The 25952-nt window shown below is 34.7% G+C and carries 23 protein-coding genes and 1 tRNA gene; 5 read left to right on the top strand and 19 right to left on the bottom strand.

Annotated elements, in window-relative coordinates; translation table 11 throughout:
* Positions 1-165 precede the first annotated feature (165 nt).
* Positions 166-582, bottom strand: coding sequence for a DoxX family protein (locus tag BN1354_RS01340; protein WP_053826007.1), 417 nt, complete (start codon positions 580-582; stop codon positions 166-168).
* Between the two features lie 112 nt (positions 583-694).
* On the opposite strand from BN1354_RS01340, the gene BN1354_RS01335 reads away from it, so the two are divergent.
* The gene (locus tag BN1354_RS01335; protein ID WP_053826006.1) at positions 695-1942 is read left to right on the top strand and encodes an anaerobic sulfatase-maturation protein; all 1248 of its coding nucleotides are present in this window, start codon (positions 695-697) and stop codon (positions 1940-1942) included.
* A 92-nt stretch (positions 1943-2034) separates the two neighbouring features.
* Here the strand turns inward: BN1354_RS01335 and BN1354_RS01330 are convergent, their stop codons facing one another.
* From BN1354_RS01330 to BN1354_RS01280, 11 genes are all read right to left on the bottom strand, one after another.
* Positions 2035-2493, bottom strand: a complete 459-nt coding sequence (locus BN1354_RS01330) for an ExbD/TolR family protein (protein WP_045090058.1) — start codon at positions 2491-2493, stop codon at positions 2035-2037.
* 2 nt (positions 2494-2495) lie between these two features.
* Entirely contained in the window at positions 2496-3131 is a 636-nt protein-coding gene (locus tag BN1354_RS01325; protein WP_045090059.1) for a biopolymer transporter ExbD, read from the bottom strand.
* A gap of 53 nt (positions 3132-3184) precedes the next feature.
* Positions 3185-3664, bottom strand: coding sequence for a hypothetical protein (locus BN1354_RS01320; protein ID WP_045090060.1), 480 nt, complete (start codon positions 3662-3664; stop codon positions 3185-3187).
* A 4-nt stretch (positions 3665-3668) separates the two neighbouring features.
* On the bottom strand, positions 3669-4454 hold the full coding sequence (locus BN1354_RS01315; RefSeq protein WP_045090061.1) for a MotA/TolQ/ExbB proton channel family protein: 786 nt from the start codon (positions 4452-4454) through the stop codon (positions 3669-3671).
* A 119-nt stretch (positions 4455-4573) separates the two neighbouring features.
* Positions 4574-4661, bottom strand: a tRNA-Ser gene (locus BN1354_RS01310).
* 136 nt (positions 4662-4797) lie between these two features.
* A complete protein-coding gene (locus tag BN1354_RS01305) occupies positions 4798-5580 on the bottom strand; it encodes a TatD family hydrolase (RefSeq protein ID WP_045090062.1) in 783 nt (260 codons plus the stop codon).
* A complete protein-coding gene (locus tag BN1354_RS01300; RefSeq protein WP_045090063.1) occupies positions 5580-6272 on the bottom strand; it encodes a hypothetical protein in 693 nt (230 codons plus the stop codon). The genes BN1354_RS01305 and BN1354_RS01300 overlap by 1 nt, the downstream gene beginning before the upstream one ends.
* Before the next feature lie 23 nt (positions 6273-6295).
* Entirely contained in the window at positions 6296-7270 is a 975-nt protein-coding gene (locus tag BN1354_RS01295; RefSeq protein WP_394331722.1) for a polyprenyl synthetase family protein, read from the bottom strand.
* Between the two features lie 93 nt (positions 7271-7363).
* Positions 7364-8062 carry an energy transducer TonB gene (locus tag BN1354_RS01290; protein ID WP_053826005.1) on the bottom strand — a complete coding sequence of 233 codons (699 nt, stop codon included), beginning with the start codon at positions 8060-8062 and terminating at the stop codon, positions 7364-7366.
* A gap of 113 nt (positions 8063-8175) precedes the next feature.
* On the bottom strand, positions 8176-8712 hold the full coding sequence (gene hpt, locus BN1354_RS01285; RefSeq protein WP_045090066.1) for a hypoxanthine phosphoribosyltransferase: 537 nt from the start codon (positions 8710-8712) through the stop codon (positions 8176-8178).
* Positions 8713-8739: 27 nt separating this feature from the next.
* A complete protein-coding gene (locus tag BN1354_RS01280) occupies positions 8740-9186 on the bottom strand; it encodes a thiol-disulfide oxidoreductase DCC family protein (RefSeq protein ID WP_045090067.1) in 447 nt (148 codons plus the stop codon).
* A 151-nt stretch (positions 9187-9337) separates the two neighbouring features.
* On the opposite strand from BN1354_RS01280, the gene lon reads away from it, so the two are divergent.
* Complete coding sequence (gene lon / locus BN1354_RS01275; RefSeq protein ID WP_053826004.1) at positions 9338-11797, top strand: endopeptidase La; 2460 nt, start codon at positions 9338-9340, stop codon at positions 11795-11797.
* Positions 11798-11822: 25 nt separating this feature from the next.
* On the opposite strand, the gene BN1354_RS01270 is transcribed toward lon, so the two are convergent.
* Positions 11823-12767 (bottom strand): calcium/sodium antiporter, encoded by a 945-nt coding sequence (locus BN1354_RS01270; protein ID WP_053826003.1) that lies wholly within the window; start codon positions 12765-12767, stop codon positions 11823-11825.
* A 109-nt stretch (positions 12768-12876) separates the two neighbouring features.
* Positions 12877-13395, bottom strand: coding sequence for an RNA polymerase sigma factor (locus tag BN1354_RS01265; protein WP_045090070.1), 519 nt, complete (start codon positions 13393-13395; stop codon positions 12877-12879).
* 329 nt (positions 13396-13724) lie between these two features.
* Here BN1354_RS01265 and htpG point away from each other — a divergent pair, with 329 nt between their 5' ends.
* On the top strand, positions 13725-15620 hold the full coding sequence (gene htpG, locus BN1354_RS01260) for a molecular chaperone HtpG (protein WP_053826002.1): 1896 nt from the start codon (positions 13725-13727) through the stop codon (positions 15618-15620).
* A gap of 150 nt (positions 15621-15770) precedes the next feature.
* Positions 15771-16721, top strand: coding sequence for a type I pantothenate kinase (gene coaA, locus BN1354_RS01255; protein ID WP_045090072.1), 951 nt, complete (start codon positions 15771-15773; stop codon positions 16719-16721).
* 57 nt (positions 16722-16778) lie between these two features.
* On the opposite strand, the gene BN1354_RS01250 is transcribed toward coaA, so the two are convergent.
* The 5 genes from BN1354_RS01250 to BN1354_RS01230 all read right to left on the bottom strand — a co-directional run bounded on the left by BN1354_RS01250 (position 16779) and on the right by BN1354_RS01230 (position 23769).
* Complete coding sequence (locus BN1354_RS01250; RefSeq protein ID WP_053826001.1) at positions 16779-18326, bottom strand: RagB/SusD family nutrient uptake outer membrane protein; 1548 nt, start codon at positions 18324-18326, stop codon at positions 16779-16781.
* An 18-nt stretch (positions 18327-18344) separates the two neighbouring features.
* Entirely contained in the window at positions 18345-21287 is a 2943-nt protein-coding gene (locus BN1354_RS01245; RefSeq protein ID WP_074010694.1) for a SusC/RagA family TonB-linked outer membrane protein, read from the bottom strand.
* A gap of 294 nt (positions 21288-21581) precedes the next feature.
* Positions 21582-21977: an HIT family protein gene (locus tag BN1354_RS01240; RefSeq protein ID WP_045090074.1), complete on the bottom strand. Its 396-nt coding sequence runs from the start codon at positions 21975-21977 to the stop codon at positions 21582-21584.
* A gap of 11 nt (positions 21978-21988) precedes the next feature.
* Positions 21989-22459: a transcription elongation factor GreA gene (gene greA, locus BN1354_RS01235; RefSeq protein WP_045090075.1), complete on the bottom strand. Its 471-nt coding sequence runs from the start codon at positions 22457-22459 to the stop codon at positions 21989-21991.
* A gap of 146 nt (positions 22460-22605) precedes the next feature.
* Entirely contained in the window at positions 22606-23769 is a 1164-nt protein-coding gene (locus BN1354_RS01230; protein ID WP_053825999.1) for a TlpA disulfide reductase family protein, read from the bottom strand.
* Positions 23770-24125: 356 nt separating this feature from the next.
* On the opposite strand from BN1354_RS01230, the gene BN1354_RS01225 reads away from it, so the two are divergent.
* Positions 24126-25841, top strand: a complete 1716-nt coding sequence (locus tag BN1354_RS01225; protein WP_053825998.1) for a hybrid sensor histidine kinase/response regulator transcription factor — start codon at positions 24126-24128, stop codon at positions 25839-25841.
* Positions 25842-25952: the final 111 nt, after the last annotated feature.

Below are 25952 nucleotides of genomic sequence, written 5' to 3'. Positions count from 1 at the left end.
ATACCAGTCAAAATTTGTTCTAGTTATTAATAATTGCTCCTATTAATTACAAAATTTAGAAGAATATAGAAAACCTAGAATATTTGAAAAAACAGAAATCCCCCTTCTGCGAAACAATGCTGAAGGGGGATTTTTTATTAAATCAAATAATTGAAAAAATACTATTTATGCTATTTTAGGGAATAATTTCGCATCTACAGAGTATTTACCTGCACCTATAAATATTGATCCTGCAAATACAATTAATAGATCTAAAGCATGACCATAACCCATAAAATTATCTCCATTAAAAAGATGTGTGATTAAAGCTACTAACATTGTTCCTGCTAACATTATAGCTGCTGGCCTAAAAAATAATCCAAGTGCAAATAACAATCCTCCTACAGTTTCAGAAATTGCAGCTATAAAACCCCAGAATGTATGACCTGAATCAATTCCAAAATTTGACATTGTACTACCTACCATTGTCCATGTATCAGGACCACCCGTTATTTTTGGCAGACCATGTAGGAATATTGTTATACCTAATCCTACTCTTAGAATTAACCACCCGATATTTAATAAATTCTTTTTGTTGTTCATATTTAAATTGTTTATTAATTGTGTTATTTTATTCTTTAATTTTTAAATTCATAAGTAGTAAAAACACTCATCTATATGATTTGTTTATCTTTGTACTATAAAAAAAATCGATATGTCAACATTTGCTCCTTTTGCCAGACCACTTTATGTAATGCTGAAGCCAGTAGGCTCCAAGTGTAATTTAAATTGTGATTATTGCTATTATCTTGAAAAAGAGAATCTTTATAATAATAGAAATCAAGTAATGAGTGAAAATTTACTAGAACGGTTCATTAAGCAATATATTGATTCTCAAACAATGCCGGATATTATGTTTACATGGCATGGAGGAGAAACATTGATGAGGCCAATATCATTTTATAAAAAGGCTATAGAATTACAAAAAAAATATGCGAATGGAAGAAATATAGATAATTCAATACAAACAAATGGTACTCTCCTAAACGATGATTGGTGCAAATTTTTCAAAGAAAACAATTTTTTAGTTGGTATATCTATTGATGGGCCAAAGGATTTTCATGATGAATATAGACGAGATAAAATGGGACGCCCTTCTTTTCATAGGGTTATGAAAGGTATTGAATTGCTAAAAAAACATGGAGTTGAGTTCAATTGTATGGCTGTAGTAAATGATTACAATGTAGATTATCCACTTGAATTCTATAACTTTTTTAAAGATATTGATTGTAAATATATTCAATTCACACCAATTGTAGAGCGACTTAGAATACAAGAACCTACTGAAAATATTTCTCTATTAAAACTTGCTACTGCAAAAGAGGATGACCACGAAGCTGAATTAGCTCCTTTTACTGTGAATGCAGATAAATGGGGCGATTTTCTTTGTTCAATCTTTGATGAATGGGTAAAGGAAGATGTTGGAAAAATATTTGTACAGATATTTGACTCTACTTTAGCTAATTGGGTTGGAGAAAACCCTGGAGTATGTACAATGGCAAAAACATGCGGTCATGCAGGAGTTATGGAATTTAATGGTGATGTATATTCATGCGATCATTTTGTTTTCCCTGAATATAAATTGGGTAATATTTATGATGATACTCTAACTTCCATGATGTATTCAAATAAACAACAAACATTCGGAAATGATAAGTTTGATAAATTACCTCAACAATGTCGTGAATGTGATGTGCTTTTTGCCTGTTACGGCGAGTGTCCTAAAAACAGATTTATAAAAGATAAATATGGAAATAAAGGGTTAAACTATTTATGTAAAGGATATTATAAATTCTTTAAACATGTTATGCCGTATATGGATTATATGAAAAATGAGTTGCTTGCCCAACGACCACCTGCAAATATAATAACTTGGATAAAAGAAAATAATCCTAAAACTTAATCATAAAAGTTATATAACTATTATTTAAATACTATTAAAAAAACCGGATCCATTGATTGAATCCGGTTTTTTCTAATGATACTTAAACAATACTAGTTCTCGCCTTTTCGTGCGGAATAGCTTATTTTTAATGCATAAGCCTTTCTTAAAGCTTGTTTTACATCAGTAATATACTGCATACGAGTATTTTCATCTGCTTTTATTGAAACAGTCATTAAAGGCTGATCAGCTTCATTCATACTCGCTTTTTCCTGAGCAATATAGTTCTGAATATCTGCAACCTGAGCAAATCTGTCATTCAACTGCATCTGTGTTCCAGTTCCTAGCCTTGCATCTAATGGAGGACCAATATTAATATAGGTCACTAAAGATTTCTTTTCTAGTTTCTGTACTTCTGATGCAGTAGGAAGTTTCATTCTCACCATCAAAGTTTCAGAACGTAAAGTTGTAGTTATAATGAAGAAAAAGAGAACTGCGAAAACTATATCAGGCATAGATGAAGTATTCATTGCAGGTACTTCTTTTTTTCCACTTTTATTAAATTTTCCCATAACTATTGTTCTCCTCCATAATTTTTAGGTTCAGCTTCAGAAATACGTTGAGGATATAGATCATCGATCTGTTTCTTTTGATCTACGGTCAATTCTTCATATGAAGTACCAAAATATCTTCTGGCTCCTTCATTTCGAAGTTCATTATATGCTCTAACAACCTCATTTTGAACAGCTATATATGCACTGTATCTCGTAGTAGCATCATTCTGTATAGATATTACGTGATTTGAGGTTACAGGCACAGTTCCAATAGGTGGACCGAAATCTTCTTCAATTAGCTGAGGTAAATCAGGGCTATTTGAAGTATTTAAAACGAATTCTTTAACCACATCTTTCATTGCAATATTTCCTGATCCCCCTTGCAATTCACTTTCGTTAGCATACATTACAGTTCCTTGTTGGTCCTGGACTAAAATCTCGTTTTTAGAGTTTACCAGAACAACTAACAAATTTCTACGCTGAACATCTACCGAAGACTGCTCTTGTTCATTTTGTGGTGGTGGTGGTAAACGTCGAGCCAAACCTGAATCGACATCCATACTTGATACCATCAAAAAGTAACATAGTAACAGGAAAGAAACGTCAGCCATAGAACTGGCATTTAAAGCCGGAACTTTTCTATTTGTTTTTGGCATATTTAAACCTTTTTAAACTGATTCTTATAAAGAATCTTTTTTATTTTACAAAACTATTTCTTCCTAGTTACAAATGGCATAATAAAAATAGCCAATATAGTAATTACCAGCATGAAATACATCGAGTATAGCCACATATCAGTCATTTTAAGTACTGATGGCACGTTGTCGGTTCCTTCGTAACCTGGTATTGAAAGTAATGTACCATCACCAATAACATAAGAACCGATAAAAAGTGCAGCTAGGGCCAAAATTGCATAGAGTCCACTCAATGCTTTCTTTGGATTTTCTTTTAACCCTCTGGCAAAATCAACGATTGAAAAAGCAATTAGCACTACTATGGTTATAACCAGAAGTGCATACATCCAGTACAAAAGAATATCTGTAAAAGCAGGCTGTGCCAAATCAGCACCAATCTTCTCATGTTCGGGAGCTTGTCCGCCAAAGAAGAACAGCCCTAATACAATAAGTGATACTATTATTGTTGTAATCAGGGTAAGTCTGGATGTTCTGTGAATTTTAGTTACAGCCATTTTATTACAAATTTTTGTATTTAACGTTATATTTTATAACCTGATCTAGGAATGTGATTGAAGCGTCTTCCATTTTATTAAGAATACCTTCCATTTTAGATAGGATATAGTTGTAAATAATCTGAAGGATAATAGCAACGATCAAACCACCTACAGTAGTAATAAGAGCCACTTTCATACCTCCGGCAACAATTGTTGGACTCATATCACCAGCTCTTTGGATGTTATCAAAAGCAATAACCATACCAATTACTGTACCCAAGAATCCAAGTGAAGGAGCGATACCGATAAACAAAGTAATCCAAGAAAGATTTCTCTCAAGTAATCCTGATTGTACACCTCCGTATGATACAATTGATCTCTCTACTTCTTCAGGTCCCTGATCTAGTCTTAATAGACCCTGGTAAACAATTGAAGCAATTGGTCCTCTAGTATTTCTAGCTATGTCTTTTGCTGCTTCAACATCACCTCTGTCTAATGTATCACCTACTTTATTTAGGAATGCGTCTGGATCAACGTCAGCTAAACTTAGGTAAATAATTCTTTCTAAACTGAAAGCCAGACCAAGTATCAAACAGATAGCGATTGCACTCATAAAACCAGCACCACCTTCAATAAATTTAGTTTTTAGTGCTTGGTGCATACCACCGGTAACCTCTTGAACTTGAGCCTGAGATGTGGCTACTTGTTCTGTTTGTTCTTCAGGAGTGGTTTCTTGTGCGAAAAGAACCGAAGACAATCCTACAGACATCATTCCGAAGATTGCTAAAATTGCAAATAACTTTTTCATTGTGTGTTCAATTTTGTTGATTAATGATCTAAATTTGTTTGTTTATAAATGATTTAAATTTTTTTCAGTATATAATGTTTTGTATATCTTTCTTCCTTCGACTTTCCTATTTAACTACGCGGAGAGAGCGGGATTCGAACCCGCGATACACTTTTGGCGTATACACGCTTTCCAGGCGTGCCTCTTCAACCACTCGAGCATCTCTCCAAAAGAGGGACTTCCCGGAAACGGGGTGCAAATTACAAAAAATATTTCATTCCTGCTCAATTCAAGAAGCAAATTTAAGGAATTTATCAATTATAAGCTACTTCAATTCGAAAATATTTGAATGATTGAGTTCAATTTAGCTATTTAATTCAAGTCCAAATATATTTTTAGCATTAACACTAGTAATATTTGACACCTCTTCTTCTGTTATTTTCCATATTTCTGATAACTCCCTTAGAATATATCTAATATATGATGACTCATTCCGTTTACCTCTATAAGGTACAGGTGCTAGATATGGAGAATCTGTTTCCATTACTACACGTTCTGCAGGGCAGTTAAATAGTGTATCTTTTAAACCCGAGTTTTTAAATGTCACTACTCCATTAACTCCTATCATAAAGTTCTTTAAACGTAATATGTACTCTAATTCATCTTTGTTGCCTCCAAAACTATGAAAAACACCTCTTAAATTAGTCTCTCCTACTCTCTTGATACTTGATATCACTTCTTTTGTAGCATCTCTAAAATGGATTGATACTGGCAAATCCATTTCTGCACTCCACTTCAACTGCTCTTCAAATGCTAAAATTTGTTCATTTTGAAGTGATTTATCCCAATAAAGATCAATTCCAATCTCTCCTATTGCACAATATTTAGAGTTATTCAGCTCATTATAAATATGTTCGAGTTGATTTCTAAAATTTTCTTTGATACTTGTCGGATGTAGTCCCATCATTGGTATTAAAAAATCAGAGTCTTCAGCGACACATTTTTTTAATATCTCAATTGTAGTTTCATCAATATTGGGTAGAAGCACTTTTTCAACCCCTACTTTTTTGGCACGGTTAATAATATCAACTAAATCATTATCAAAATCTGCAGAAAACAGATGAGCGTGTGTATCAATAATTCCCATCAACTGATCTCTCCTTTTCTATAGTAATATACTACACCATATTCACGGTTTCTTTCTATTCTTTGGTCAACAGGGATATTGTTGCTACTTTTTTCCACTTCTTCCCATATTTCAAAAATAACCTTGTCTACTGTTTCACGATATTTTGCCACCTCATCCATTACTCTCTGTGTAGCTTTTTGATGCAATTTCTGAGTTTGATAACCCTCTTTAAAAAGAGAGTACATTACACTAACTTTTGCTATTGATGGATTGTATATTGGTACCCCTCCCAGAGAGATTCGTTTATTTTCACCATTTATAATTTTTTGTCCCCATTCCACCAATTGATCATTAGAAGATAAGTCAGGAACTACTTGGTTTAAATTCTCAAGACCATAAAATTCTAATTGTTTTTCTTTTATTTCTTCACGCAAAACTGACATATACAAAACCTGCACAAAATGAGATATATACATTCTTGCATTCCTAACTTTTCCAGTAAATGACTTATTGGCTTTAACTTGGATTTCAAATAGTTGTCGATAACGAGCACATAAACCCTCAAAATGAGCTAATACTACTTTAGCAGAATGTAAAACTTTTGTTGAAATCTGCAATTCCTGAAAATCAGTTGTTTCAGCTTTTTCTATTGCAGTTTTCAACGCTTTTATGCGTGCAGCATCAGTATTTGGTAATCTTCTATAAGGCATTTAAATTTTTATTTATAAAAATCCTAACTGTCTCTGTACATTAAGTTTTCTGAAAGTTCAATTAATTCTCTTTTGCGGTCACTTGACACACTTACAGAAGACAGGTTTTCCAAAGATGCAAGATAATACTTTTCTATTAGATTTTCTGATATTACTTTCAGATTTAATTCATCGTATATTTTTTTAACAGCCTCTATCTTCTCATTTGGATCAAATTCTTTAATTGTAATCCATTTATCTAGTTCATCTCGTTGACCCGGATTTGAGTTTCTTAATGCTTTAATAAGTAAATATGTCTTTTTATTGCTTATTATATCCCCTCCAATATTTTTACCAAATCTTTTTGGATCGCCATATACATCTAACAGATCATCTTTGAGCTGAAAAGCGAGTCCGAGATTTATTCCAAACTGATAAAGTGCCTCTGCATCGCTTTTATCTGCATCGGATAAGATTGCTCCCATTTTTAAGGAACATCCTATAAGTACAGCAGTCTTTTTAAGTATCATCTCTAAATACTCTGCTTCTTTCACGTCATTGCGTTTTTCAAAATCCATATCATATTGTTGACCTACACAGATATCCATAGCTGTGTCTGAAAACAAATCTAATACTTCTGACAAGTGTTGAGTTGGTACTTTTGCAATATACTTATATGCTTCAATTACCATTGCATCTCCTGATAAAATAGCAGTATTAGCATTCCATTTTTTATGAACTGTTGGATTTCCTCTTCTTATGTCAGCATTATCCATAAGATCATCATGCAGAAGCGAGAAATTATGAAATATTTCAATAGCCAAAGCAGCATTCAGAGCTATATCAATATTCTTATTAAATAACTCAACTGCCATCAATGTCAACACCGGCCTTATTCGTTTACCACCTAATGAAAAGACATATCTTGGCGGTTCGAAAAGTGATTCCGGTTGAACACTTTTCATAACCATTGAGAGTTCTCTATCTATCTTTTCTCTTAGTAAAGCTACTTTATGAATCATAAGATGGATAATTATACATTCATTTTTTCTAAAAAAAAAGCTGCTTTCTGTTTATGAAAAGCAGCTTCTTAAGCTTTTTAATTATTGATATTAATTCTGTAGTCTGAAAACAACGGGAAGTGTGAAACGAACACGTACTGCCTGTCCTCTCTGTTTTCCTGGTTTCCAGCGTGGCATCTGTTGTATTACACGAACAGCTTCTCTGTCTAGTGAAGGATCTACTCCTCTTACTACTTGAACGTCTGTAATACTACCATCTCTTTCTACCACAAAGTTACAAATAACTCTACCTTGAATACCATTTTCTTGAGCAATAACCGGGTATCTTATATTATCACTAAGAAATTGCATCATAGCAGCGTTTCCACCGGGGTATTCAGGTTGTTCCTCTACAACCACAAAGATTTCTTCAGTTACCTCTTCTTGTTTTGGCTGTGGTGGTGGAGGTGGTACATATGTTTGCATTTGTCGTTGTGATTGATCATCCTCAACTTGAATTTCAAATTTAGTTTGTACTTCCTCTTCAACAACCTGGATAATTTCTGGTGTTTCCTCAATTGGTGGTGGCGGTGGTGGTGGAGGTTCAGCATCACGACGGGTAATTTCAATTTCTTCCTCGGCCAAAATATCTTGAACAATAATGGCCTCGTCGACTTTCTCTGTTGCTGAAGTCCATTCAAAAGCGAAGAAAAGAACTGCTACAGCAAATACCAATCCAATAAGGATAAATGTACTCCTATGCTTTTCCAAATTCGCCTTCGGTGATTTTTTTACTTCATCTTTGTCCATTGTGAATAATTTTTATCTGCTTCATTATATTAGTTACACGACTGCTTTGATTGCAAAAATAGCTATTTTTTTTATACGGCCCAGCTTTTTGTGTGAATTTTCTCAAAAATAGTTTAGACTACTTTGTATATATCTTTAAGGTTTCTTCCGTATCCATTATAATCCAAACCGTAACCTACGATAAAATCGTTTGGAATTTCCAATGCCACATAATCAAGATTTAGTTTTTGTTTCATTGCAGCAGGTTTATAAAGAAGAGTTGCAATTCGTATCTCTTCAGGCTCGTATTTCCCTAGTTCTTCAAGTAAAGACACCATAGTATTTCCACTATCAACAATATCTTCCACAATTACTACAGACCGGCCTTTGATACTTTCATTAAGCCCCAATACAGTCTTTACATCGTTAGTCGAAGTTGTCCCATGATAGGAAGCTAACCTTACAAACGTAATCTCACTCAAAATGTTTACCTGCTTCATGAGTTCCCCGGCAAACATAAAGGCACCGTTTAATACTGCAATAAATAATGGCCTTTTATCTTTAAGTTCTTTGTTTATCCTTTCGGCCACTCGTTTTATCTCATTCTCAATCACCTCCTGTTCAATCAGAAGCTCAAACTGTTTATCATTGATTACGATTACTTCTTTCACATTAAAAAATTTTAAAGTGCAAAACTACTATTTTTTATAACCAAAACGAAATATCAGTTCAGTAAAATTACTATTATCTAAAAATAATTTTTTTTCTTCCTCATTATAGAGTCTGCATTCTGTTACCGGAATATTTTTGCGAATTGCCGCAACACAATTGTAGCCCACATCAGAAAATGATCTTGGCAGCACTTTAATAATTTTGTACAATAATGCATCAGGTCTCAAAACAGAAAAAATAAAAGCAACTGCATCCGATTTTTTAAGGATTTTATATCCTGAATTTGTATGTATTAATACTGCAATTGAATTAAAATCTTTAATTTCTATATTTAAGTATCTGAATACTTTCTCTGAAAATTCAGATTGTATTGATGCGAACCTGAAACAACGATTTTTATCCCTGTCAACTACCCATTGAACCCATCTGTTACAATAACGACACTCGCCATCAAAAAATAATATATGATACATAGTGAAATAAAAAAAGTCGCCATATTTAACTGAAATGTCAGTATTTATGATATTACTTGTACTAAAAACTGTTTGGCACGGAATTTGTCAACTATTATATGATAAACAAAAATAGGCATTTTTCTGTTCTTAAGTCGAAGAAACAACAAATATGAATCCATTCAAAACAAATAAATTTAGAGAAAAAGAAATAGGAGATAATATTATCTCATTTATTACTGGTGACTTTATAGATGGAAGTACTGATATTGAAGAAAAGCATCTAAAAGACAAACTACCAATACTTCCATTAAGAAATACCATTGTATTTCCTGGAAGTACACTCCCAATATCTGTTGGCAGAAAGAAATCTCTGGAACTGGTTAAATCACTCGGAAAAAGACAACGATATATAGGCTTGGTTTGTCAGAAAGATACAAATATTGAGGATCCGGAGATTGAAGATTTATATAAATTAGGAGTTGTTGCAGAAGTTATCCGTGTAATTGAGCTTGCAGATAATAACTTCAGCATAATTGTCCAAGCAAAAAAGAGGTTTGAATGGGTAGAGATGGTTCAAACTGAACCTTTCATGAAAGCAACATACAAACTAAGAGAGACGACCAAAGCTTCAGAAGACGATAAAGAATTCAAGGCTATCCTTGATTCAATTCGAGAGTCAATGATGCAAATGTTGATGATGCTGGGCGATCCTCCAAAAGAGCTTATGCAAACTATTAAAAGCGAAGCATTCTCTAAAATGCTCATAAGCTACTGTGGAACAAATCTACCAATTGAAAGTCGTGAAAAGCAAGAACTCCTGGATATCGATTTAGAGAAAGAACTTGCATACAGACTTCTGATGATACTCAATCGTGAGGCCCAACTTCTGGAGATGAAGATGAATATCCAGATGAAAACTCGCGAAGATCTTAATCAGCAGCAAAAAGAGTTTTTCCTTCAACAACAGATAAAAACAATTCAAGAAGAGTTAGGTGGTAGTACTCAACAAATTGAGATAAACGAGTTCAGAAAAAAAGGAAAGAGCAAAAAATGGAGTGCCGATGTGGCAGATATTTTTGAAAAGGAGATTCAAAAATTAGAGCGTCTGAACCCTCAGTCACCAGATTACTCTGTACAGTACGGTTATATCCAGACAATACTTGAACTGCCTTGGAATGAATATACGAAAGACAATTTCAATCTGAAAAATGCACAGAAAATTCTTGACAGAGACCACTTTGGCATGGACAAAGTCAAAGAACGCATTATAGAACATTTGGCAGTTCTTAAACTAAAAGGCGATTTAAAATCTCCAATTATCTGTCTTTACGGTCCTCCTGGTGTTGGAAAAACATCTTTGGGAAAATCCATAGCAGAAGCTCTGAATAGGAAATATGTGAGAGTTTCATTAGGAGGACTGCATGATGAAGCAGAAATCAGGGGTCATCGTCGCACTTATATTGGAGCAATACCAGGACGAATTATCCAAAACATATTAAAAGCAGGTTCATCAAATCCTGTTTTCGTACTTGACGAAGTTGATAAAATAGGTTCAGATTTCAGAGGCGACCCGTCCTCTGCACTGCTAGAGGTGTTAGACCCGGAGCAGAACACTACATTTCATGATAACTATCTGTCAATTGACTTTGATCTTTCAAAGGTTTTGTTTATTGCCACAGCAAATAATCTGAATTCAATTCCGCAACCTCTTCTCGATCGTATGGAGCTAATCAATGTTGGTGGATACATAACAGAAGAGAAGATAGAAATTGCATATCGTCATTTAGTTCCTAAAGAGCTGGCAAATCACGGTATCAAAAAAGGCACTTTCGTAATTCCTAAACCAACTCTACAAAAGATCGTAGAAAATTATACTCGAGAATCCGGAGTTCGTGAATTAAATAAAAAAATAGCAAAAATAATGCGCAAGATTGCTCGCAAGATTGCTGCAGAAGAAGCTTACCCCAAATCGCTGAAAGTAGCTGATCTTCATGAATACCTTGGCAGAGAAGAGTTTAATAGAGATAAATATCAAGGTAATGAATATGCTGGTGTTGTTACAGGACTAGCTTGGACATCAGTTGGTGGAGAAATTCTATTTGTAGAAAGCTCTTTGAGTCGTGGCAAAGGCTCTAAACTAACTCTTACAGGAAACTTGGGAGATGTTATGAAAGAGTCTGCTATGCTTGCAATGGAATATATACAATCACATGCAGAAGAGTTGGATATAAATCCTGAAATATTTGAGCATTATAATACACATATACATGTTCCTGAAGGTGCTATACCAAAAGATGGTCCATCAGCCGGGATTACAATGATAACTTCACTTGCATCTGTATATACTCAACGTAAAGTTCGTTCTAACCTGGCAATGACAGGTGAGATAACACTTAGGGGTAAAGTGTTGCCTGTAGGTGGAATCAGAGAAAAAATACTTGCAGCCAAGCGTGCCGGAATAACAGATATTATTCTGTGTGTAGAAAACAGAAAAGATATTGAAGAGATTAAAGAAGATTATCTAAAAGGTCTCACTTTCCACTATATCAGCGATGTAAAAGAAGTCTTAGACTTAGCACTGCTTGATGAGAAAGTAGCTAATCCAAAGATATTTACTGTGACAAAGTAAATAAGCTATAAAGTATATTAGAAATTTAAATTATAGTTTTAATAGTAAAGTATAATGCATATAAGAAGAGAAATGCAACTCCCTGCCAGCGAGTAATTCGTGTACTAAGTTTCATAAATAACCACAAAACAAGACCCAGCAAAACAACAAACATTGAGTCAAAATAATTTATTTCTGTCGTAGAAATTGGGTGTATTAATCCCGCAACACCTAAAATTAGAAATATATTGAATATGTTTGAACCAACAACGTTTCCGATAGCAATATCGGAACGTTTTTTTATTGCTGCCACTACAGAAGTAGCAAGTTCTGGCATGCTTGTTCCAGTTGCTACGATGGTCATACCAATCAATGCTTCAGACATACCTAAACGCTCTGCAATAATAACAGAGTTCACAACTAGCAGGTCAGATCCATATACCAAGCCCAATAAACCAACCAAGATGAAGATTAGATCTAACACCCAGTGTTTACTCATTTTTATATCTTCAATATTTTGTGACTTATCTTCTGCAGTCTTTTTTGAATCTTTATTTGATGAAAGATAGAGGTAAATAATATAAGAAATGAAAATAAGTAACATCAATCCAGATTCAATTCTAGAAATTCTTGAATCCAGGAAGAAAATTAAGAAAAGTATAGATGAAAATATCATAATAGGTACATCGAGCTTTAACAACTGTCTTTTTACCAATACCGGATATATGATTGCTGAAAGACCTAGTATGATGCCCACATTAAACATATTGGAACCAAGAACATTTCCGATAGATAATGCACTCTGACCAGCCAGTGCGGCTTTAGAGCTAACCACCAGCTCCGGCATACTGGTACCGATAGAAACAATTGTTAAACCTATTACCAAAGGACTAACAGCCAGTCTTTTTGCAAGTGACGATGCTCCTGAAACCAACCCTTCTGCACCAAAATAAAGAATTACTAAAGACAATAATAACCAAACAATCTCCATCTTAAAATTATTTACCTGATTCTATAACCTCTGGCAAAGGTAGCTAATTTTACAAATAAAAAACCTCTTTATTCAAGAGGTTTTTTTATGATTAGATATATTCTATAAATTATTCTGAGTAAAATCTAAAATCTTTAAGCATTTCCTTTAATCTTTTACGTGCAAAGAAGATTCGGCTTTTAACTGTTCCAATTGGCAAATCCAGATGATTAGCTATCTCTTCATATTTATAACCTGAAACATGCATCGAAAAGGGAACTTTATACTCATCAGTAAAACTGTTTATTGCTTTATTTATTTCTTTTATAGTGTATGCCCCGTCTGGTGTATCAAATCCTGAATCCTGAGGGAGGTTGAGATGATATAAATTTTCTGTTTTATCTATTATAGTCTGACTTCTAACAATTTTACGATAATTATTAACGAATATATTATGCATAATTGTGAAAACCCAGCCTTTGAAATTTACATTTTCGTAATATTTTTCTCTATTGTCTAATACTCGAAGCGTAGTTTCCTGTAATAAATCTTTGGCTTCTTCTCTATCAGCTGTAAGTGTCAGGGCGAAGTTAAACATATTATCCTGCAATCCTAATAGCTGTTTTTCGAAAGCGACTTTAGTCTTCATAAGCTTTGACTTTTAAATGATTGTGTCATACAAATATATATGAATAAATATAAAACAAACTATCTTATCCAGAGTAAATACGATTAATTTGTGTTAACAAATAAATTATTATCGTAACACCACTGATTATCTGACTTTTAATTAAAGAAAAAAGGCAACAATTGAGGCGTTTATACCCTATAAAAAAAATTTATATTATTTAGAATCAGTTTTGATATTGTAATAAATTTGACTTTTAGTCGTTTTTTCGAAAAATATTGACTGTGTCCTTCTTTAAATGGCATACTATTTGTAAATGTATAATAGACATTTAAATTAAAATAAGAAATATGGTACAAAAAGGAAAGATTGGGGTTACTACTGACAATATATTCCCCATTATTAAAAAGTTTCTTTACAGTGACCAGGAAATATTCCTGCGAGAAATAGTTTCTAATGCAGTTGATGCGACACAGAAAATCAAAACACTTTCAGACAGAGGTGAATTTAAAGGAGAACTTGGAGAATTGTCAGTTCGAGTAACTCTAAATAAAGAGCAGAAAACAGTTACTATTTCCGATCGGGGTATAGGTATGACAGCTGAAGAAGTTGATAAGTATATCAATCAGATTGCATTATCATCAGCAAATGAGTTTCTCGATAAATATAAAGATGATGCAAACGCAATAATTGGTCATTTCGGTCTGGGTTTCTACTCCTCTTTTATGGTATCTAATAGAGTAGAGATAATTTCAAAATCATACAAAGATGAGCCTGCAGTTAAATGGACATGTGACGGTAGTCCTGAATTTACGATGCAGGAAACAGAAAAAGATGAAAGAGGAACTGACATTGTACTCCATATTGATGATGAATATAAAGAGTTTCTCGAAAAAGAAAGGATAGAATCATTACTCGTTAAATACTGTAAGTTTCTTCCCGTTCCAATTATTTTCGGCAAAAAACAGGATTGGAAAGAAGGAAAGCTTATAGATACAGAAGAAGATAATATTATCAACGATGTTAACCCTCTATGGCGTCAAAAACCTGCAGGACTAAAAGATGAGGACTACATTAAATTTTATAGGGATCTTTATCCCATGTCTTTTAATGAAGAACCAATGTTTTCGATTCATCTGAACGTAGACTACCCTTTTAATCTTACCGGAATACTCTATTTCCCTAAGATCAAGAATAACCTCGATCTACAACGAAATAAAATACAGCTATACAGCAATCAGGTATATGTAACAGATTCAGTAGAAGGTATCGTTCCGGAATTCCTTACACTACTGCATGGAGTTATTGATTCACCTGACATCCCGTTAAATGTTTCGAGATCATATTTGCAAGGAGATAACAACGTAAAAAAGATTTCAAGCCATATAACAAAAAAAGTTGCCGATAAACTTGAAGAGTTATTTAAAAAAGAACGTACTCAGTTTCAGGAAAAATGGGATAGCCTTAAGCTATTTATTGAGTACGGTATGCTTACTGATGATAAATTCTATGATAGGGCTGCTAAGTTTTCGTTATTAAAGAACACTGAAGGTGAATACTTTACATTCGAAGAATATAAAACTCTTGTTTCTGGTAGTCAGACCGACAAGAATGGCGACATTATTAATCTATACTGCAGCAATAAACAGGAACAGTATTCACATATAGAGGCAGCCAAAGAGAAAGGTTACGATGTACTTTTGATGGATGGTCAGCTTGATGTTCACTGGGTAGGTCTGCTTGAACAGAAACTTGAAAAAACTCGCTTTGTTAGAGTTGATAGTGATATTATCGACCATATCATACAGAAAGAAGACATCAAAGAGATTGTACTATCAGATAAACAAAAAGAAACACTTACCCATACTATAAAAGCTCAACTTCCTGCAATCGAAAAAACTGAGTTCACTGTTGATTTCAAGGCATTGGGAGAGAGTTCCAGACCTGTACAAATCGTTCAAAATGAATTTTCACGAAGGATGAAAGAGATGGCTGCCATGCAGCAACAAATGGCCTTCTATGGTGAATTACCTGACACTTATCAGGTTGTACTGAACACACAGCATCCGAGTATTAAATCATTAATAGATGCAAGTAAAGAAAAAGACAAAGAGCTGCTTTTAAAAGAGATTACAGAGGATGGAAAAATAAAACAGATGATAGATCTTGCACTTCTTTCGGGAGGTATGCTTAAGGGTGAAGCATTGAGCAATTTTGTGAAACGCAGTTTTGATATGATCAAATAAATATCTGCTTAATTAGTAAACGAAACCGGCAAACCAAAATTTGCCGGTTTTTTTATGTCACAAAACGTCATAAATAATCTCCTGAACATAAATAGAATAGTTTTACACAAAAAGACTTATTTTTGTAAACTATTTTAATATTAAATCCCGATGAACAAATTCTACGATGTTACTTACTCTCCCTTTCGTGCATTTAAACGAAACGAATGGCGAAAGCTGGAAGAACACCCTATGTTCCCTATTTCTGATATAGATCTGACCAAACTACAGGCATTAAACGAACCACTTACTCTAAATGAAATAGAAGACATCTATATACCAATGATAAGCCTATTACAGATTCATATTACACATTACAGGAATCTGCATAATGAACTGGATCAGTTCTTCGAAAATAAAAGTAAACAAATTCCATATATCATTGGTGTAGCAGGTAGTGTTGCTGCAGGTAAAAGTACAACTGCCAGAGTCTTGCAAAAACTACTCTCACTTACTCCCGGAAATCCTAAAGTTGAATTAATTACAACAGATGGTTTCCTATATCCAAATGAAGAGCTCGAACGCCGAGGGATATTAAACAAAAAGGGATTTCCTGAAAGCTATGATGCAAAAAAACTATTAGCGTTTCTCTCAGGTGTAAAATCTGGTCGTGACGATTTAGAAGTCCCTGTATATTCTCACCTTTATTATGATATAATTAAAGACAAGGTATACTCATTCAGCAGACCAGATATATTAATAGTTGAGGGTATAAATGTGCTTCAGGTTTCAACATCAAAAAAAGTTCGCCGTCGTGTTTTCGTTTCAGATTTCTTTGACTTCTCAATCTATGTAGATGCAAGTGAAAAAAACCTACGGCAATGGTACCTTGAGAGATTTAAAAAATTACAGCAGACAGCTTTCAGCAATCCGGAATCCTACTTTCATCAGTATGCATCATATCCTGAGGATAAACTGATGGAATTTGCAAATCAGGTCTGGGATGAAATAAACCTGCCTAATCTTGAGCAAAATATTCTACCAACCCGTTTTAGAGCAAATCTTATACTTGAAAAAAGCGAATGCCATTTTGTCAGAGGTGTTAGAATTCGCAAGATATAAATAATAAGTGCCTGAAAATTTCAGGCACTTATTATTTATTATTGTGTTATTGTAATTTCAGAAAGCAGGATATCCCGGATTCTGTACAAGATTATTATTAGTTTCCCATGCACTTTCAGGAATTGGGAAAAGCAACAAGTGAGGAGAAGATGCTGTTGGACGAAGATATCCCGGCTCCAGGAATTTTCCTGCGCGGATCATATCTTGACGGTTAGTATTTTCCCAAGCTAATTCCAGACGTCTTTCCAAGCGAACTTCATCAATAGTAACTGATGTATAATTATGAGAGTCATCACCAAATCCTCTCTCTCTGATTACATTCACCAATCTTGTAGCTTCACTATTATTCTGTCCCAATTCAACCAATGCTTCGGCTTTCATTAGATACACGTCAGCAAGACGGAAAATTGCAAAATCATTCTCCATATCTGAGTTTGCCAAACCTTTTTCAAATACCCATTTATTACAACGTGCACCCTCTTCCTGGTGAACTTCACCCCACATACCTTCTCTTATCGATCCGGGAATGATATTGAAATCCACAGTATGAATCAATGGACGTGCGTGACCAGTTATTAATACCTCACCGGTACCTGGATCAATCATAGGTCCAATAAGGAATGAACCCTCTTTTCTTTGGTCTGCATCGTCAAACTGCTTAACATAGTCCGGCTGTGCACTAACACCATTCCAGGTCCCAACTGTCATACCCAGAGCGATAGGATCAAGGTAATGAAGTGTACGTTTATGTAAATGATTACCACCATCATCCTTACCGAAAATTGCAGGAAGTATAATCTCTCTTGAAATCTGATTATTTACTTCGAAGTTAACTTTCCAGTTAGGTTCTATGATATAGTCCATTGACATAACTTTGTCAGCGGCATCAATTACTCCCTGCCAGTTAGGAGTACCTGTCCACACTTCAGCATTAAGATACATCTTTGCAAGCAGTGTATATGCAGCACCTTGTGTAAACTTACCATAACTCTCATCTGAAACATCATCGCGAAGCACATCTTTAATCGCATTTAGTTCAGATACTACAAAATCATAAAGTTGCTGACGGCTCGCCATACCTGGAAGTTCAGTACTTTCATAATCTGCAACTAACGGAGCATTTCCAAAATAATCTATTAGTATATAGTACCAAAAAGCCCTGATACCACGTATCTCGGCTAGAGTCCGCGTCTTCAGCTCTTCATCCATTTCAGACTGTTCAATTGTAGCATAAATTTGGTTACATGTGGTAATACCAGAAGTACAGGCATTCCATGCATTGTTGATCAGACCAATTCTGGCATGCCATGTATGCAGCTTCATAACCATATGAACACCACCATCCCACCAGTCACCACCTACTCTTGTAGGAGTAATAGCCATATCTCCTGCCTGTTCTGATAAAAGGAAAATATCACCTGGGAATACATTTTTCAGTGTTTTATAAATAGGAGCAATGATCGCATTTATTTCTGCCGGTTTCTTTCCAAACTGGTCAGCAGGAATAGTATCATATACTGTTTCATCAAGGTTGGTACAGGAATATATACCTGCCAATAAACCCAACACTAACGACAACAATGTTATATTAAATATTTTTTTCATATTTGTCTGATTTATAAGTTAGAATGTTAGAGTGATACCTACTGAGTAAGTTCTTGCTTTTGGGTAATACTCACGATCTTCAACACCAGGGGCCAAACCGTTATTCCTGTTTTCATCAACCTCAGGGTCAAGACCCTTGTACTTAGTGATCAGGAACAGGTTTTGGCCAGTTGCATATACTCTGGCATTTTCAAGCCAATTTAGATTCTCAGTTTTAAAAGTGTATCCTATTGATGCATTATCAAGTCGGATATGTGAAGCATCTTCAACATAAAGTGAAGAATATTCAGGTACCACCTTCAACTGATGAATTAATGGATCATTAAGAGCATTAGCACCGATAAGGTAACCGGGGTGACCATAAGTCATCCTACCCATATTAAGAACCTTGTTTCCAAAAGTTCCTCTCAGGAAAAATGACATATCCCATCTCTTATATCTGAATAGATTACTCCATCCAAATGTCAGGTCAGGCTGTGCAGAGCCAATATAGGTATAATCCTCTGCAGTAACCGCATTAGTCTCGTTACCATCACTATCACGGAAAACATATTTACCATCCTCATCAATTCTGATAAATTCAGGACCGTAGAATTGTCCTACTGGATACCCCTCTTCTACAACGTGAGTTGTACGTCCGGATCCACCTCTTACCCAAGCATCTCCTACGAGAATTCTACTTGTTGTGTAAACATCATCAGACAAGCTTGTAATCTCATTTTTATTATGAGCTGCGGTAACAGATGTATTCCATCTGAAGTCAGATGTTTTTATTGCATCCAGACTTAAAGCTAACTCAATACCAGTATTTTTCATATCACCAACGTTAGCCATCATTTCAGAGTGTAAGAACGGTGGTGTAGGAACACGGTATGTATAGAGCATGTCTTTTGTACGTTTATCATACCATTCAATCGTACCACTCAAACGGTTGTTGAATAAGAAGAAATCCAAACCAACATTAAACATTGCAGTCTCCTCCCATTTAAGGTCAGGGTTAGCATTCTGATTAATTCTATAAGCAGTGAGCCATGCGCCATTGTCGTAATAGGTACCACTTGTACCGTATAACTGGAGTGTCTTATAAGGATCAAGACCGGATTGATTACCTGTCACACCATAACCCACTCTAAGCTTCATCTCATCCACCCATTCAACATCATTCATAAATGCCTCTTCAGTAATTCCCCATGCAGCTGAAACTGAAGGGAATATACCCCATTTATGATTAGAGCCAAATTTTGAAGAACCATCACGACGAACAGTTGCAGTAACCATATACTTCGACTGATAGCTATAGTGTACACGACCAAAGAATGAGATCAGACGACTCATATTTCTTGCAGAGCCAACATCAGTAGGACGCAATCCTTGTCCCGATGCCAAATTGTTTGCCCCAAGCAGGTCAGTCGTAAAACTACGGTTTGCCGCCATCATATAAGAATATTCGTTCTCTTCCCAAGAATATCCTGCCATAGCATTAAATCCATGCTGTTCGTTTGCACCGAAACTGGTACTATAATCAAGCAGCCACTCCATCAAATGCTTATCCCAGATTCTGTTCTCACGCTGTGCATAACCACCGTCATCACGTCCCGCCTCAGTCTCGGAGTTGTTATATCGACTACCTTCTTCAGCTCTTCGTTCTTTATAAAGCATTGTTTTAATATCCAATCCTTCTGCCAGGTTGAATAAAATATCTCCTGAACCATAAAACTGAACATTTTTCCTGTTATTTTCATTATACTGCTGGTTGCGAACAGGGTTACCCTGGTCATATTCACGTGTATCAAACCATTCTCCATCTGATGTTTTAACAGGATAAACAGGTAACATATTATATGCAAGAACAAAATTCCTTCGGTTTGGCACCCTGAAATCCCTTACAGTTGCAGAACCGGTAAGACCTATGCGAAGTCTATCACCTATTGCACGTTGCATAATCTGAAAACGGAAATTATACCTGTCCATATTGTTATCCTTCATCACTCCATCTCTTTTCAGATAGTTAAAAGAGGCACGATAGTTATTATTGGAGCCTCCACCAGACAAAGATAAACTATGATTCTGAGAAAAAGCATCTCTTGTTATCTCATCAAACCAGTCGGTACTTGCATTATACCTGTCATATACCGAAGCATCACTGCCACTTGTGCGGGCATAATCGCGCCACTCTTCTGCAGTAAGCAGATCAGGCTTGTTAGCAATTTGAGAAACAGCTACATATCCATCGTAGGAAACCCTCGGTTTAACACCGGAACCTCTTTTTGTAGTAATCAGAATTACACCACCGGCAGATCTTGACCCATAAATAGCTGCAGATGAAGCATCTTTAAGAACTGAAATTGATTCAATATCCTGAGGAGCCACAGTCTGAAGATCACCACCAGGCACACCATCAATCACAATAAATGGTCCTTGGTCATTCTGAAGTGTTGACACACCTCTTAACCTTATACGTGTACCATCAGTAACATCACCCGAAGGAGTAGTTATCTGCAATCCGGCTACCTTTCCCTGTAGCAGGTCTGCTGCATCTCTTGTAACCCCCTGGTTAAAATTCTCAGATGTTACATTCGTTACTGATCCGGTAATTTCCCTGCGTCGTTGTTCACCATATCCAACAACTACAAGCTCATCAAGCAGCTCTGTGTCATCCGTTAGCTCCACATCAATCTGAGTTCTTCCTCTAACAGGAATTATTTCAGTCCTCATACCAACATATGATACTTCTAGAATAGCATTAGGAGCAACATTCTGTAGCACGTACCCGCCATTAACATCAGTTACTGTACCAGTTGTAGTTCCCTGAACCTGAACTGTTACACCAATTAATGCCTCACCGTCTGTATCATAGACAGTACCTCTTACAGTAATATTCTGCGCAAACATGCTCAGAGAAAATATCCATAAGAATATGAACAAAGTCCCTTTTAATAAAAGATAATTTTCACTTTTCATACATTCATAAATCTTTAGATTAAAACTTTATAAAACACTAATTACAAGGTTAATTATTATATTAGATTATGCTTTTTATTCTAAACCCTGGCAAATATATTAATTAATTTCTATTAATTCAAATATATTTTTACACTACATTGTTAATTATGCGCTTTTTTAACATTAACAATGCTTTTGATTTTTTCTGCAGAAATGTCTGTCTCAATATTTTATGGACACAGACAGTTGCATAAAAAAAAAGCGATGAACCATTTCTCGGATCATCGCTTATAATTAAAACATTCTCGTTATTCAGATGAATGCCTCTTTTATTTTCCTAGTTATTTCAGTAAACTCTTCAGCTTCCAACTTCAATTTTGGATTTGATAAATTCATATCCTTTTCGCTCTGTATTGGTAAAAGATGTATATGTGCATGAGGCACTTCCAAACCAAGTACCATCACACCAATGCGCTTACACGGTATTGCAGTCTCAATTGCTTTTGCAATTCTTTTTGCAAAAACCATCATTTCAGCAAGTAATTCATCTTCTATATCAAAAATATAATCAATCTCCTTTTTAGGTACAACAAGAGTATGTCCTTTAACTCTTGGACTAACATCAAGAAAAGCAAAAAACTTATCATTCTCTGCTATCTTATATGAAGGAATTTCTCCTGCTATGATTCTGCTGAATATTGTTGCCATTATTATAACTTTTAAATTGAAATATCTAAAACCTCAAAAGTCATAGTTCCAGAAGGTACTTTTATATCGGCTACATCGCCTACCTTCTTGCCCAATAAGCCCTGAGCTATAGGTGAATTTACAGCAATTTTCCCACTTCTCAGGTCAGCTTCACTTTCTGACACAAGAGTGTAAGTCATATCTTTTTTAGTTTTCACATTTCTGATAGTAACCTTGTTCATTATCTGGACCTTGTCAGTTCCAATACTACTTTCATCTATCAGTCGTGCACTTGCTATCAATCCCTTAAGTTGGGATATCTTAGCTTCCAAAATTCCTTGTGCCTCTTTCGCAGCGTCATATTCAGCATTTTCCGAAAGATCACCTTTATCTCTGGCCTCAGCTATTTGTCTTGATATTTCAGGCCTTTGCACAGACTCCATATATACCAATTCATCTTTCAATTTCTGAAGCCCCTCTTCAGACATATAAGTTACAGCCATATTTCTTTATATTAACATTTTTATTACTTAAATATATAAATAAGATTTCCGACCCAATTCAGAGGGCCGGAAACTCACTTTTTTCATGATTAACTCTTACAAAGATAGAGACTTTTTTCTAAAAACCAAATAAAACAGGAATTATTTTATAACACTTTATCCAGCTGCTCAGACAGTTGCGAATAATCTTCAACCCTGCCAATTAGGTCTCCTTCACGATCTATAATAAATGATGTCGGAATTTCTCTAACATTGTATAACGACAATAGAGGAGTACTCACTGATCTTGGATCTCTGACTGTAACCCAGGGCAAATTATCTGCCGATGTTTTCCAAAAATGTTCATTCGAATCAAACGATACCTGATAAATCTCAAAACCTCTGGAATTATATCTTTGGTATAAACTATTCAGATCTATATTATGTTTGGGAGAGAAGTCTGCACTATATACAACAAAATCAAGTAAAACTACTTTTCCCTTAAGTGATGAAAGTGGAATTCTCTCTCCATTAACACCAGGCAGAGAAATATCTGGCAAACCGGACTCTGTCTCAACTGTAATATTTTGAAACAGCTCTTCTTGCTTTTCAAGTTGACGTCGAGTTTGCAAAGCATTAATAGTAAAGTTATAAAGATGAGTTGTTCTCTCCGTTTCGGGATAATACCTGTTCCATGAGGTTGCCACTGCTCCAAACATCGGATAATCCTTTTTATCATAAGGATCGAATATCAAATAATCATTTATCTTCTGAAATACAGCGTAATAAGCAGCAGCACTAGATGTATTTCCAAGTATCAGATTGGATATCTCCTTCTTGTATAATGTTAGAACACTATCCAGACTATTCAGGAATGTTATATCATCAATCTCCTTTGCAGTATGAAGCTTCTCTAGTGAGTTTATCTCTTGCTCTGTTTTCATTCTCATATCATCCACTTTCCTGAGCTGATCATTCGAGTATGAATTCTCAACTGTAAATGAGCCATACAAATTACTTGCATCAGCAGTTACTCTGAGTGACTCAACAGAATCAACAGCAAATGCAACCACCTTATCCCTTATCCTCAGCTGATAAAATTCAGGATTTTTTGGAGCCGGTTCTTTAAATTTAAATGATCCTTTATCATTTAAAATGGCCGAATCCAACAATACTATTCCTGCTAGTCCTATATGCTCTAGATACAAAGTATCACCTTCTGCTGATTGAATATTACCTTCAACAGAAAAAATATCTCCTTTTTTGCAAGAAACAAAAACACACCCTATAATCAGGGTTAATACCGCAAACCTTCTTATTACAGTTTTCACACTAATATATTCATTCGTTAATACTATCTGCAAAATTACACTTTTTTCAAGATAAACATATAAGAGATTAATAAATTAAGACTTATATTTAAAAATGACAAATGAAAAATTTTTGAATAACACTTATTACGTAAATTTAAAGTTAGCATTACTCCTATTAAACATGTTAAAGGAAGTATTTTACACTCCGCAAATTCAACTGCCAAACTATTTATAAGCATTTAGCACTTTACGATTCATTGCTGACCTTTTATTGTAATTATTTAGCACTTTATTTGCTAGTATTGAAAATATATCTTAAATTGCATGAAAATAAAGAGAGTAAAAAAAACTTTTTAACCGTCATATTATCTGATATGCAAGTAGATTTTCAAAACACAAGTTATATAGTCATAATCGTTTTATTGACTATATCAGTATCATTCCTACTATATGCTTTCCTTGAAAGATCACGCAACAACAGGATGTTAAAAAGAGTAGAACAAATAAGAAGCAATATCTTTGCAAAAATCACACATGAATTTCGCACACCACTTACTATAATAATAGGATTGAGTAAACAACTCCGCGAGTTGAAGGATCTTTCTGACAATAAAGTTGAAACATATCTCAACACTATTGAAAGGCAGGGCAGAAACCTTTCCGACCTGGTTAATCAACTACTTGATATCTCCAATCTGAGTACATCACCAAAAGCAGTAGAGTGGAAAACAGGCAATATCGTTACATTTATAAATATGATATGTGAATCATTCCGGATTTATGCAAAACAAAAAGATATTGAACTATTCTTTTTCAGTGAAGAAAATATTGTAGAGACAGACTTTGTACCTGATTACATTAATAAAATAATGCAGAACCTTTTAGGCAATGCCATAAAGTATAGTTACGAAGGAACACGAATATATGTTGTAATAGAAAGAAGTAAGTCAGACAGTAAAAGACTTATAGTTAAAGTAATTGACCAGGGCAAAGGAATCAGCAAAGAAGATATCCCACATATCTTTGATCTATTTTATCAGAATAATGCAAGTGGTGAAATGATTGGAAATGGTATAGGACTGACACTTACTAAGCAGCTGATAGAATCGATAGATGGATCAATAAGTGTTAAAAGTGAGTTAGGAAATGGAACCACATTTATAGTTGAACTACCGCTGAGAATAAGCGAAAAAACGCTCTATCCGAGATGGACAGACAACGAAAAGAATGGCAAAAAACATTTTGTCCCCTTAAAAAGCGAAGATACATCTCGGATGTTTTCAAAAGAAATCAATGAAAACGATCCCCGAACAACGATTCTACTTGTAGAAGATAATAAAGATATTGCACTTTATGTACGATCAATGTTTCCTGAAGACACATATAATATAATGTATACGAGTAATGGTGAGTCAGCACTTGAAATCGCTCATGAACACATTCCTGACATCGTGATTACCGATGTAATTATTCCTAAGAAAAACGGATATGAATTATGCAGAGAGATAAAATCATCATCTCTCTTGAATCATATCCCTGTTATCATGATATCTGCTAAAAACAGTGATCAGGATGTTGCCGAAGGGTTTGGAAGCGGAGCAGATGGATATCTAAAGAAACCTTTTCAACCTGAGGAACTTGTAATACGTGTTAAGAACTTACTTATTGCCCGTAACAGAATGAGAGAAAAATATAACAGAGCAGTCATAAAAGAAAATAAAAAAGCTGAAGAGGTAAAAGACAACAATATAAATGTAGAATTCCTCAGACACGCCACAGATATTATATACCGTGAAATGAAAAATCCCGAATTTACAACTTTAATATTAGCACAAGAACTGGCAATAAGTGTATCTCAATTAAATAAAAAATTAAATGCAATTACAGGATTTCCCTCTTCTACATATATATTAAAAGTGAAACTCACATATGCAAAAAAACTACTTGCCTCACAAAATAAATCTATAGGTGAAGTAGCAACAGAGTGTGGAATATTTGATGTAAATTACTTCTCAAGAGTTTTCAAGAAACATTTTGGCGTTACACCATCACAATATAGAAAGCTACAATTAGAAAAAACCAACAATTAAAATTTAAATATTCTATTGTTTTATTTTTTTCAAACATTAGTGTCCACTAAAAATTAGAAAATGTTCTTTGAAATTATTGATATACTATACTTTACAGGACTTTTTTCGGCG

This window comes from Lascolabacillus massiliensis, assembly GCF_001282625.1.
GTDB lineage: Bacteria > Bacteroidota > Bacteroidia > Bacteroidales > Dysgonomonadaceae > Proteiniphilum > Proteiniphilum massiliensis.
The sequence above is the reverse complement of the archived record's forward strand: the minus strand, read 5'-3'. Positions and strand labels throughout refer to the sequence as shown.